This window comes from Acinetobacter proteolyticus (assembly GCF_000367945.1).
GTDB classification, from domain to species: domain Bacteria; phylum Pseudomonadota; class Gammaproteobacteria; order Pseudomonadales; family Moraxellaceae; genus Acinetobacter; species Acinetobacter proteolyticus.
On record NZ_KB849179.1, the window covers coordinates 1,116,765 to 1,129,474 of the forward strand.

The 12,710-nt window shown below is 42.2% G+C and carries 14 protein-coding genes; all 14 read right to left on the reverse strand.

Features of this window, described 5'->3' with window-relative positions; genetic code table 11:
• Positions 1–71: 71 nt before the first annotated feature.
• A complete protein-coding gene (locus tag F993_RS11530; protein ID WP_004653804.1) occupies positions 72–389 on the reverse strand; it encodes a hypothetical protein in 318 nt (105 codons plus the stop codon).
• Position 390: 1 nt separating this feature from the next.
• The gene (locus F993_RS11525; protein ID WP_004653806.1) at positions 391–2,643 is read right to left on the reverse strand and encodes a transglycosylase SLT domain-containing protein; all 2,253 of its coding nucleotides are present in this window, start codon (positions 2,641–2,643) and stop codon (positions 391–393) included.
• The gene (locus tag F993_RS11520; RefSeq protein WP_004653807.1) at positions 2,644–3,309 is read right to left on the reverse strand and encodes a hypothetical protein; all 666 of its coding nucleotides are present in this window, start codon (positions 3,307–3,309) and stop codon (positions 2,644–2,646) included. It lies immediately after the preceding gene.
• Entirely contained in the window at positions 3,306–3,776 is a 471-nt protein-coding gene (locus F993_RS11515; protein WP_004653808.1) for a phage protein Gp13 family protein, read from the reverse strand. Before F993_RS11515 ends, F993_RS11520 begins: the two co-directional genes overlap by 4 nt.
• A complete protein-coding gene (locus F993_RS11510) occupies positions 3,773–5,776 on the reverse strand; it encodes a phage tail protein (RefSeq protein WP_004653809.1) in 2,004 nt (667 codons plus the stop codon). The genes F993_RS11515 and F993_RS11510 overlap by 4 nt, the downstream gene beginning before the upstream one ends.
• 2 nt (positions 5,777–5,778) lie before the next feature.
• Entirely contained in the window at positions 5,779–6,333 is a 555-nt protein-coding gene (locus F993_RS11505; RefSeq protein ID WP_004653810.1) for a phage connector family protein, read from the reverse strand.
• A gap of 16 nt (positions 6,334–6,349) precedes the next feature.
• On the reverse strand, positions 6,350–6,532 hold the full coding sequence (locus tag F993_RS11500) for a hypothetical protein (RefSeq protein WP_004653811.1): 183 nt from the start codon (positions 6,530–6,532) through the stop codon (positions 6,350–6,352).
• 2 nt (positions 6,533–6,534) lie between these two features.
• A complete protein-coding gene (locus tag F993_RS11495) occupies positions 6,535–6,939 on the reverse strand; it encodes a Bbp16 family capsid cement protein (protein ID WP_004653813.1) in 405 nt (134 codons plus the stop codon).
• Positions 6,940–6,948: 9 nt separating this feature from the next.
• Positions 6,949–7,944 carry a major capsid protein gene (locus F993_RS11490; RefSeq protein WP_004653814.1) on the reverse strand — a complete coding sequence of 332 codons (996 nt, stop codon included), beginning with the start codon at positions 7,942–7,944 and terminating at the stop codon, positions 6,949–6,951.
• Between the two features lie 13 nt (positions 7,945–7,957).
• Positions 7,958–8,617: a hypothetical protein gene (locus F993_RS11485; protein WP_004653815.1), complete on the reverse strand. Its 660-nt coding sequence runs from the start codon at positions 8,615–8,617 to the stop codon at positions 7,958–7,960.
• Positions 8,577–8,909 (reverse strand): Bbp19 family protein, encoded by a 333-nt coding sequence (locus F993_RS11480; RefSeq protein ID WP_004653816.1) that lies wholly within the window; start codon positions 8,907–8,909, stop codon positions 8,577–8,579. The genes F993_RS11485 and F993_RS11480 overlap by 41 nt, the downstream gene beginning before the upstream one ends.
• On the reverse strand, positions 8,902–10,590 hold the full coding sequence (locus F993_RS11475; protein ID WP_004653817.1) for a portal protein: 1,689 nt from the start codon (positions 10,588–10,590) through the stop codon (positions 8,902–8,904). The genes F993_RS11480 and F993_RS11475 overlap by 8 nt, the downstream gene beginning before the upstream one ends.
• 1 nt (position 10,591) lies before the next feature.
• Positions 10,592–10,876, reverse strand: a complete 285-nt coding sequence (locus F993_RS11470) for a hypothetical protein (RefSeq protein ID WP_004653818.1) — start codon at positions 10,874–10,876, stop codon at positions 10,592–10,594.
• Positions 10,877–10,955: 79 nt separating this feature from the next.
• Positions 10,956–12,578: a hypothetical protein gene (locus F993_RS11465; protein WP_004653819.1), complete on the reverse strand. Its 1,623-nt coding sequence runs from the start codon at positions 12,576–12,578 to the stop codon at positions 10,956–10,958.
• Positions 12,579–12,710: the final 132 nt, after the last annotated feature.

The following is a 12,710-nucleotide window of genomic DNA, read 5'->3' on the forward strand; positions in this document are numbered from 1 at the left end:
GCACTTAAGACTACGGACTTCTGTAATCTTAAATGCTGTTATATGGGATAAAGGCTTTTGCTGTTGACAGCTTAAATACAGATATTTTTTATCAAACAGAAGTCATCAATTTTATTAGAATTCTTTTTAATGCCACTTTCAGCATCATCCATGCGAGAACTTAAAGTGCTTATCTGGTCTCTTTGCTCTGAGATTTGATCATCTAACACAGCAATTTGACTTGAAACGCTATCCGCTTCTGTCGGTCCTTTACTATCTTCTATTAGACTACTCAGTGAATCGATTTGCCCAGCAAGGTCATTGCTTTTCTTAAAAGAAAAAAAAGTTAGTATTAACAATGCAAAGATAAAAACCCATTGTAAAATAATAGTTTTTTTATAACCATTCATTTTAAAAACCCCTTCTCATCATGGCGTAATAAGCATTTAAATATTCTGCTTCAGTAACGTTATTAATGTTTCTACCTTGCTTTTTAAACAAGTTATCCAGTTTTTGCAACATTGTTGGGGTAATATCGCTCTTACTTTTCACTTGTGAGTAGACTCGATTCAGTTCAATCTGATCAGCAAAGAAGGGTCGAGTAGTTGTTATTTGAACTTTATTATTTACATTTTTTAGGGTCAGTCTATTTATTTGATCCCATGTCAAATGCCCGCCGTTTCTCGCTTCTGCTTCTAACAACGTTTGCATAAGATCTGATTTAACAGCATTGTAATGTAATAGTTGCGTCTTATTTTTTGTATCAGTGATACCAATAATATTAAGATAAGGTTTCAATGCTGTTGCTACAGTGCTGTCAGTTGCTAAGTATCTCTTGTCCTTAGATTTATCGGTTTCTTTAGGATTATTCACCTCGACATACATTTTTGTCACTTCCTTATAATCAGTAGGTGACAGCTTATCCGCATATTGGTGAAGCACAGATTGCGGTTTTCCTTTAAACAACTCATCCTTGTTCAGCATAATCATGCTGTAAATCGTCGGATCTGTTTTAGCTTCTTTTTCGTAAATTGACTTACTAACCGCACGCAAACTATTAATTTGATTTGGTTCTAGATTAGTAATTGCATTTACTGGAATTTGCTCGAAAGTAAATTGACCTGTTGTAATGCCATTAAATATTTCGCTATATGACTCGTCTTGTTTATCTTTTTTGATCTTGTCTTCAGCTGCATATCGGCGATTCAATAAAACCTCTGCCTTGCCTTTCACTTCTTGCGATACATTACTGCCCCATACAGTATCAAATGCTTGCTCACGGGTTTTAGATGGTTGTTTGGCATATTTACCAAAACCATCGGTGAGCCAATTATCAATGCGATCCAAATAATTACGAGTTTCACTTGCTGGTGGTAATTGGCCTTTTTTGACTGCTTCAGCTGCAGGATGTCCACCGTTGTAATACGCTGCTATCACCATAGGATCTTTTGTTTTGTACTTCTTACTAATCCAATCCACAAACTCTAATGAAGCGTCAATAGTATCCGCAGGATTGTTAATATCACGCTGACCATTTTTATTAAAATCAGACCAAGTTGGCGGCATGAATTGCATTACAGATTTGGCACCTCTTGGCGATACTTCGTTGTTGTTTGACTTCTCACCAGATAATCTAATGCCTAACAATAAAGGCGCAGCCCACTCCATGCCTTTTTCTTTTGCTGCATGTACTGTGTACACATCAAGCCGTTGATCATTGTATTTTATGCCTTTCATCTGTTGAGGCGTAAGGCTTTTTAATTCTTGTGCAATCGCCTGTGATACTTGTGGGGGGGCATTAAGTGCAGGGTTACTATTTTCTTGTGAACCTGTAATAGCATAATTCACAAGTGATTCAACTTGTTGATCTTCTAATTTTTGACGAATTACTTTATCGACTTTGAATGTGTCTGCTAATGAAATTTCGTTGTTGTATTTGTTTCGATACATGGTTGCTGCTTTCAAATTGCCGTTCTCAATGAAGGCATTTAAATTTGCCATGTGCGCACTTGAAACATTCTTCAGATAAAGGTTTTCAGCTTCTGTTGCTGATTTACCTTCTAAGCGCATTAACTCCCCAAGCGATGCTTTAAGGTTCTCGCGGCTGTCATCGATCGATGCAAAGTCTGCGGGGTTTTCGTTAATGTTTCGAATGTACCGATCTGCTGAAGCAGAATAAACGCTTTGTTGGTATGTATCGTTTTCACGAACAAAATAGTTTTGTAGATTTCCTCTAAATGCATAGGCATCTTGAGTCGCAGCACGATTAAACATTGCACGTTGGCGATTGTTACCCAGTTTTGCAGTGATCTCGCTTACACCATCTTGATAGGCTTTTGAGTAGTAATCAACAAAGCCTGTGCCATCCTCGTTGCCAAACCCAACAACGTCTGCACCTTTTTTATGGATGTACCCATCAATCTTATTATTCTGTAGATGGTATTTAAGCTCAGTTAATTGGTTTTGTGCATCCATTACCCGAGTGCGGTCAGTTCGATCAACTTCTTGCTGATAAACGTTAGCAGCAGTATTTGCCAGATTAGCAATACCGTCGATCTGGTTAGACACAACATCAACTGCTGCACCAGGCGACATGCCGCCTTGTATGCGAGCGTTCGGCATGCCTTGTTCGTTTACTTGTTGATTAAACTGTGGAATACGCATTTATTGATTTCCCATCCAATTCCAGTTGTAATTTTGCCAAGATGCTCCTTGGTTATTGCCATAAAGGGACATAGCAAAATTACTATTATTTGAATAGCTCCCTCCGCCGCTTGGCATTGCAGTCATTGATTCACCGCCCTGCATTGGGCTGCCCCCACTACCACCACCGAACATTGTTGATGCAAACTCATTCATTGCTGAGAGTTCGGCGTTTAAACGTGGACGAATTGATTTCGCTTGGGCTGTTAAGACATTTTTTTGATTCAAGAAATTAGTTTGCTCTACTCGATGACCCCATGACTGCATAGCCGCGTTGTACTTGATTGTGTCGATATCGGATTGCGCAATCATTTCTGTACTTGCAAGCATATCGATCGCTGAGCCTTGCGTTACATCAATGCCATTTTCAGCAAGCGCATTGATTTGGCTAGATTTGAATGCTGAAACATTGCGTTGATAATCAGTAACTGCAACTCGCCCTGAATCAATCGCATCACGCGCCTGAATATCTGCAAGTGTTGCGTTTGCATCTGCAAATTCGGCTTGCTGTTCGAGTGCCTGTTTTTGAGCCTTCAGTTTTAAATAAGTTGTGCCGCCTTTAACAGCAGCTTTTGCGATTGCGGCATACAAGTTACCTTGCCCACCGCCACCTCCTCCACCCATCATGCTGCCACCATAGCAAACGGATAGAATAATTCGCCGTTTGTCCCATGTGGTTCAGGTTCGCTAAACTTAAAACCTAAGCGCTTTAAGTAGCGAATCGCATTGCCATTTTTTACGTAGACATGATTGGTCAAGGTCTCATAATCAAGCATCATTTCATCAAGAATTTTTTTGCTTTGCTTATAAAACTCAATTGGATAACTTGCAATATGATCCGTGCCTAACAACCAAGGGCATCCGACACTCCCAATCATGCTTGTAAGACCTACACCGCAAATAAAAAGCAGTTTACCGTTTACAACCACAGCCCAAGCATCACGTGAATACTTAACGCTTGTTTTTACGATAAAGTCGTAATTGTCGCTGAAGTAAGCCCGCAATTCTTCTTTGTCTGCTTCACGCATGTTTTCTACAAGGATTCGAATGTCTCTGTCAGTAGGTTTTCGAATCTCAATATTTGTAATTGTCATTTGAACTCTACCTCCATTGCCAAGAGCTTCATTGGTAAAGGTTTATCATGTTTTACAGTGATTTGTACGTCTTTATTGTATGTACTGGCAACAGGTACTTGCACATAGCCGTCAAGCAACTTTAAAGGCTGTCCATATGGTTCTAAGCTTCGTGGTTTGAACTCTGTCATGTATATCTTTTCAGGGTCAGATCCGACCTCAATATTTTGTGTTGCCTTAACTCTAAGATGCACTTGTGTTGCTAATTTGGGTTTAGCTGGATGCGATTCTTGGGGTATTAATGGCAAAGTCTGGACCAATCCTTCATAGTTCAAGCCAATCCAAACATTAGATAATTCACGATCTAATGTAATTGAGCCGCCAGTTACTGTTTTAGGTGGCTTTACGCCGCCATCGGCAAACACTGAAACAGAGCGCCCTTCCAACCAATCTAAGCCCGATATTGTTTTCGTTGGTGAGCCTTTGTATTGCATAGAACTATCGAGATAACATTGATCTTTCATATCAATAGGCTGACGCATAAGCATACGTTCAACAGTTCGTATCTGGTCGCGTTCAACAAGGCAATACAACGCTGTTTGATCTTCTTCAGGTATAGCAGCAACAGAAATAAATTTACCTTGAGTATGTTGCTCCGCCCAAGCCCAAACTTGTTGTTGTGCATCGTATGTTAATGACAATAAAACCCCATCATCACGTACAAAATACATGATATTTAGAGGGTTTCGCACAAGCGCACAGTCAATTATTTTATGCCCATCAAACAAGTGAGGACACATAATTGATAGATCCATCACTTGATAAGACGAGTTATAACCTTGTGATAGTGAAATCTCGTGAATATGTCCTGTTTGGTCCGAAGCAAAAATAGCAGCACCACCAATTTGTAAAGGAGTTACATCGTTTGCACCAACAAACGATTGTGGTTGTACACTGACACTTGCAGCTGTCATTGCCCCATCGGATGACAACTTCCATACTGCTCCGCTTGTAAGAATCATCAAGTCACTAATCGGTACTAGATGCTTAACCCCATTTCCATCGCGTGCGGCAAAACGTATCTGGATTGAGTCTGTTTCTTGCAGTGGAATGTGATAACCGAAATTATCATCCGTTGCAGTTCTAGACATGCGCAACCATTGTGGTGATTGATACCCCCCGCCATAAACTTTTCGTTGGCCGTAGTATGCGACTGCTGTTGGGTTGTATTCAAATGGACTACGGATTAAAGGCGGTGTGATCGCGCCGTTTGTTTCAATGTAATCATCCGTAAAACTTAATTCTGTTGTTTCACCAATGTAGCTTGCAAGTCCAGAACGCAATTTGAAAACGTTATATCGAGTTGCACCTGGTACTGCATCCCAAGATAGAACGTTGTTGTTTCCTGCAAGGGTCAGATCGTTTTTTAGAATTGGGGATTTATCCGAAGCCTGCGATTCATTATCTTCATTAATTGCTGTTACTTGATAAACATAATCTCGTTCTACATACCCAGTTGTATTAGGTTTATTTGCCACACCTGTAAGATTTTGCGGCTGTCCAATACCAAAGGATACTGTGACGAACTCAATTGCCCATTCAGTTGCGCTTTTTCTAATTATTTTCCGTGGTACATAATTCGGGTGCGTAATTGTTATTACATCTGCTGACTGGGCATAACGAAGCTGCATCAAGTGTTCTTCGTTATAAGGCAAAACAAGTTCTAATGGTTGATTGTCATCATCTAATAGCATTCCGCCATCTGCAAAGAAATTTACAGCACCGGCACGAATTACCAAAACTATTGCTTGTTCTTCACTAAACACAAAAGGTATTAAACGCATCTTGCCTTGTGAAATATGGTAGTGGTGGACGTATCTCAACCCTGCTCGATACGTTAAACCGCCATACAGTTCAACAACGAAATTTGAGCATTTAGCTACGCCTGTTTGGTACTTTGCTTGATCAAAGCGCCCAAACATTTCAGAAGATACAATGCCGCCGTTAAATGATAATTGCATGCTTATCTCGCTAAATATAACGAACCTTCAAAGTCAGGTCTGCGCTCGATGCGATGTTGTTGTAGATCAGTTCTAATTGCTTTAGCCTTCTCAATCTCGTACATCTGCAACATCATGGTTTGCTTTTCTTGATCATTGATCAATGCGCCTGCAATCCGACCAGCCAATAGATACGACAAAGCCACTTTGAATTTTTGAGGTAGCAAAGCCAAGTCTTTTACATCTTTGACATATCGTAAAACTGGCGCAGGATCTGATGTAAAAAGATGTCCACCTTGCACATAATATGGTGTACCAGATTCAAGTTGAAACGTCCGAATCATGTCACTTGGTAGCACATAAGCGGTTGCAGCTGTGTATCCTGCATCAATGTTCAAAGGCAAACTTGCGACCGCAAAAGACCATTGATGTTCATCATCAAGAATGTCTTGCCTGCAAATTGGATAATAGGTATTACACAAATTTGCATGTGGCGTTCTTTCAGTAGGATCATTAACAACATAGCCCTGCGCAAGATGCGACAGGGCTAGATTGAAAAGATCAGTAATTGATCTCATAAGTTTTTACCCTGATTTATTCAGCGGTTTTATTCGATGAAGTGCTACGACCTGATGTTTTAGGTTTTTCAGCAGGTTCAATATCATCGAACCAAAGCCCTGTTTCATCTTCACCAACCGCAAAAATTTCACCATCTTGAACAAGGCGGTCTTTATAGAAACCTTTTTGGTTTGCACGAACTTGTTTTAAACCTTCCATGCTTAAGCCCCTGCATAAACTGGATAAGCTGCTTGCACGTCACGATGATCTGAGACATGTGCAAAAACAGTACCCACAGTGAATGGGCCGCTTGCAACAACATAGTTCAAGCGAACGTATCGTTTTGGCTTAACAGGCAGCATCACTTCACCAATTACCCCTGAATTAAGCTCGGCACCTGTATAAGCGCGTGAACTTTCAATAGTGGTCCATGAAGAATTGTCAGATGATTCCTGCAATTGAACCGTTACGGTTGCAGTTGTAGGCAAAAGATTTTTGCCACGCAACAAAACGGGCAAACGATTGGCACTTGTTGATGCTTTCTGCAAATCAAGTGTGTCAGTCGAAGTTGCAGTGGCTGTGATGGCTTGATCCATCGACAGCACGAGTAATTTATCAATTAACATACTTACTCCTTAAACCACGCGAGATTCGGTGTTCAGTAAAGCATCAACACGACGAATAGGCATACCGTCAAACTTGGTTACGCTACGCCCGCCTTGTTCTTCAACCGTGATGCGAACATTTTTGTTATTCACACTTTGACGACGTAAGAATTGTGAAATAGTACGGTTTGCATAGATTGCAATTCGACCACTGGTTTTACGTGGCAACAATTCAGCTGCTTGTGCCAATAAGTCAAACAAGTCCGCACCTGCACTTGCATCTTTTGTTAAAGCTGTCACATCGATATTTGCGATACGAACAACCGCACGCCAATCGCGAACAGTTACGCCTGCATTCCAAACAAAGTGCGAGCGTAACACCTGATGCATTAAGCCGCCCCCGTCTTCTTTAGTTGATTCACCTAAATTGCGGATTTGCAAACCAGCTTTGGTACCACGTGGATAAATACCGTGAACAGTATCCTTGTGCCAAACCACAAACCAAATTGAAGTATTGTTATTGCCAGTACCACCTGCATCAAGGATATTTCGCTTATTTGCGGGGTTAGTTTGCGCAATGTCGTTGAAACGAGGTGCAAAACCTGTGAATGCCGCAGGCGTGTCACGTGCATTGCCATAAATGAGTGTTTCACCCATTGTTTGCGACATGCCTTCAACAAAAGCGGCATCTTCACTTGCACGCCATTCTTGCGGGTTTTGTTCCATATCGTACAGTTGCTTATCAACTTCTGAATAAGATTCAAGCAACCCGCATGTATCACGGATAGCTGCTGTTGCTGATTTCTCAGACGGCACACCGTAGTTAAGTAAACGCCAAGCACCTTTCGGCAAGCCTGTACGAATTGTTGTTTTGTGACCTGTGCCATCATTGGCCTCAACCCACACCATGTCATCGAGCAATTCGTTACTTGCTGTCAGAATCTCGATAACTGCACTTTCGGGCGTCTGTCCGTAGCGCGCAGCTAGATCCATGAGCGTTGGTTGTAATTGTGCGACTAAAGACATATTAAGCCCTCTGCTAGTTATTATCGCCGTACCAAAGTTGTCCGAGACTTGGTGTTGAAGTGTTATTGCCTTTACCTGAAATAATGTTGTCTGGTTGTAGCAACTTGCCCACCTCAGTCATAAACCCAATTACATCAGGATGATTGCCAAGTCCGCTGTTATATAGAATCTTAGAGATTTTCTCCCCACGCGGTAAGGTGAAAGCCTTTTGCGCTGTCAACAGGCTTTGTTGCAGTTTTTCACCGCCGTATTCGGTATCCGCACGTGCTGCATCAATCCATGATTTGACCATTTGCTGTTGTTGAACCGCTTGGCGTTGCTGAAGCTGTACGCCTAAATCAACAAGCTTTTGCACTGCTTCTTGCGGCATCTTGAACTGTTGCCCCAATTCTTGAAGTACCTTTGCATCATCACCGTGAAGCTCAAAACCTTCAGGCATTGTGAAATCGGTATATGAAATCGGCTGATCTGCTGCAGGCGGTTGTTCGCCTCCTAATAGCACTTCTAGTTCTGGTTGCCCTGTGCCATCGGTTGTTGATGCTGTAGCAGGCACCGCGCCTGGTTGTTCAGTGGTAGAAGTTGCCGCAGGTGTTCCTGTAGCAGTGTTTGTACTTGGTGTTGCAGCCGTCGTATCAGTTGTCGCTGTTGATGGCGCGTTGTTGTTCTCGCTCATGTTTCACCTTTTCATTGTTCAATTGGGTTTGTTTAAAATGTTCTTTTTGCATGTCTAACCATGCATCTGTGCTGACCTTTGTAATCTCAGCAAGTAGAAACAGTCCGAACTCTCTGCGACCTTCCAGAAATGCAAAATCTGTTGGTTGTGTGCCGGTTGCGTACGTAGGCTGATGAACCCCTGCACGATTAATCAAACGCATCAGCAAACGCTTACCATGAGCAGTTTTTAAAACCTCTTTTAGGTCGTTCGCTTCCTGCTCTTGATCAAGCTCATATTGAGTTTTAGGCATCAATCAACCCTCCTTCAATTGCAGCATTGGCAAGGGTGTTCGTGTCGACTTGGCTAGCGGTTTGGATTGCTTCTGCTTGTTGCTTGTTAATTGCAGATTGCTGCATCTGCGCTTGTTGCTGCATTTGTGCTTGTTGCTGCTGTGCTCGTTGTGCTCGTATTTGCTCAACCGCTTTCTTGTCGCGGAAAATCATTGGTGATGCGCCAATGATGTCTGCATACTCATCAAGGAATTTGTCAGTATCAAACTTGTCGAGAACCTGCGGATCGACTTGAGCTATTTGTCCAACCATTGCAAGCATCTGTTGCAGATTCGATGCGCCTGTAGCACGCTGTGCCAATGCCAAAATTGACACGAACTCAATTTTAATTTCAGAGTTTTGGATAGCTTCAGGCGCTGTTTCACGTAAATATGGCGTAGTGTCTAACACTCGCATCACGCAGATTTCTACCAATGGCCGCAATAGTTCATCGATCTGACGTTCAACCACTGGGCCAAGCATGAGCATTTTTTCTGATTTGCGCTCATATACTTCTGTTGCGGTCATCTTGCCTTGGTCGTATGCATCCAGCATTAAAAACAAATCCGTAAAAAATGCTTGTTTAACACGTTCCTGTGATTGCTGAATCTCAGTAAATACACCTTCAACTGCAAACTGCACATTCAACATTGGTTGAACTTGCGCCACGTTGTTCATTGGATTAGGGGAATAAAACGCAATGCCATTAGGTAACGTTTCTTTTTCTTGACCTTTCAAATAATCAGGCATTAGCACTGGCGGATTGACTTGATAATCAACGCCCTTTGCAAATTGCAGATGTGCTTTCTGCAATGCACGCATATCACCAAAACAATCTGTTGCGGGTGATTCACCATAAACATCGCTGCTTGAGACCGTCCAACGGCCGCAAATCACTTCAAAGCTTTGTAATCCGCTTTCTCGTAGTAACTTGTCTTGTGAATTGGCTTCATAGTAGACCGATGCATATTTCATGTTTTTTGCACCAAAGCCTTTGGCACCTACGCGTTGATAAATCGCATGATGCACAACAAATTCTTGCTCGATGTTTTCATTTTCATACGCAGATTTGACTTGATCAGATACGTTTTCTTCACCAAAAAACGCAATCATATTTTCTACAGTCAATTTGAACTTGCGATATATCCCATTAGGTTTATTGAATGCATCAACTGTGATTGCATACTCACCAAAGGACATCGGGATAAGGTCCATTAATTGAGCATCTTCAGACCGAGGTGCAAGTGCAGCACAAGTGCCGAATGCACCTTCTTGCAGATAGCAATTGTGAACAGTTCTATACACATTGCTTTTGGCAAATGTCGAATAGCAAATATCCTGCAACTCTTTCAGCCATTGCTTAACCATGATGTCTTTTTTAAGTTCAGGGTCCGAAGCTTCAATCACAAACCATGGTCGGCTGGGTGAACAAGTACCAGATAGCATTCCTGCTGCTAGCACTTTCAAAGAGTTTTTGCCTGTGTTATCTACAATCTTTCGCCACGCGGAACGATCGTGTTTTTCTTGGTTTTTAATTGTTTTAATTGCGACAGGCAAAACGTGCAATGCAATCTCAGCACAATAGTCGTCCATGTCATTGACACGTGTTTGCCAAATCTTATCAAAACGCTTTTTTAGCTTTCTGATTGCATCTTCGTTCATATTAACGACCTAATAGAGTTTTTTTACCTAAGCGCAAATCTTCATCGCTCACACCTTCAGGATCTGTGTAAAGCGTATTTGCAATGCCGCCTGACATTGAATTCTGTGATTGCTGAATACGATCAATCGTTGCTGATGTGTCAGGTGTTTTAGAATCTTGGCGCACTGGGGTTGGTGGCGGTGCTTCTACTTTTGCTTTTTTAGGCGCTACACCAAAAATCTTGGCGGTTTTATCTAACACGCTGTTTCCACCGAACATCACATCGGTAATGTTGCTACTGCACATTGCATTTCTCCACATGTCTATTGCATTCAGTCATTATGCTTTTGCAAATATCTGAATGCCTCGTTTCCTGTTGACACTACTAATCATATGGATCGTAATTTCTACGTGAGTTATTGCCATAAATCGCCTGTAGCACTTTGCGTTTTGGAGTATCAATCTGCGCATTGATGATTGCTGATCCATAGTCGGGACTGCGACCAAGACGCTTAATAATTTCTTCACGTGATTCAACTTGAATGTTCTTGCCTTGTAGTGACCAACGTGGTGCAGTTAAATCTGCAAGCAATTCGGGTTCAGGTGGCAATGCGACAATGCTGCCGTATGCAGGATCTAATGATTCGCGTAACTGCCACCAGAGTTGTGTGCGCATGTTGTGGAATGTCAGTTGACCTGAGCGATCGAACGCCGTTGCAGATTGGCGTACATCAACCGGTATGACGTGCAATCCTGATTGCTTTAAGAAATCGTAAGTACTTGCACCAACACCAATGACATCAACGTGAATTGGTGCTTCATCACGCACATGGCCAACTGCAAACGAAGCAGATGCAGGACCGTCTTTGGATTGAATACCTTCAAGCACATTCGCTTTGTTATACCAATGCCCATGCCGCGCATATCCAATGGTGTTGTCCTTTCCACCGCGGGCAACGTCAAGACCGTATGAGTCCATTGCAAAGTCGCCTTTGTACAGAATGCGCATCTCGTCCTCTGGTTTCCAACGTGCTTGTGCTGCTTCAACCCATTCCGTTGGGATGACTTGCCAAGGATCATCCTCAATACCCGCACCGAAATCGCCGTATAACATTTGTGACCTCAAAGGTTCAGGCAAGGATTGCAAAGTACTCATATAGCCTGTTTCCATGTAGTACTTGTTATCTGTCACACGCGCAGGGATGAACGTGCGTGATTTAGGTTTGATGATGTGCTCAGGTTTGTAGTCATCTTTGTTGAAGTCATAAACAATTTGATCATCGATCAGTACAAATGGCTTATAGCTATCAACTTCCTGTTCTTTGCCCTTCACCATTGCAAACCAACGTAATTCGCCTGGTGCAGCTGGGTTTGGGTATCCTTTCTTAATCCATGGCGCAAAGTAATCAATTACCCATCTGCCCTCAGCGGTTGTAGGTGGGTTAAAAGTCATAAGCACTTTAGATTTAACAGTTGGATCTGAAGAACGATTCCAACCCATAACGAATCGTGCTTGTGATTCGCGGATCTCTGTTGCTTCGTCCAGTGCTTTCAAATCATGCGCACGACCTTGCCAACGCTTCTCATCGCCGAGGTTATCCAAGCCGCCGAACTCGATTAGCTTGCCATTGCCCAAATTCCAGAATGATTTTTGTGAGTTGTAGCCGTTCTTGTGTCCTAATATTTCCTCTGTACGTTGCACAATGCCATCTGTTTGTGCTTTTTCACGCCGTACAACAAGCACACGCTTATGGATATTGAGTGATGAACCCACAATCAAATCGGTCTTGCCGCCACCAGCTGCACCGCCGTATCCGATCACATCAGCTTGTGAAAGATATGCGGCCATTTGTGGGCCTTCCAATGGAAACCACACAGGTGCATTGGCAAGTAACTTACTGATTTCTGCTTGTTCATCTTCATCAAGCGATAACAGATATTTCTCAATATCGGATTCGCTCATATCCGCAAGCAATACAAGAATCTGTTCGTCAGTGGTTTTGTTCATGATTAACCGCCATATATCTTTTCAACAGTCATACAAACAACCAAAACCATTAAGAAAATCCAAAAGTATTTATCCATTCTGATTCTCCTTGCTGCACGCTCACTGCTCTATTTCAGTCGTGCAACCAATTGT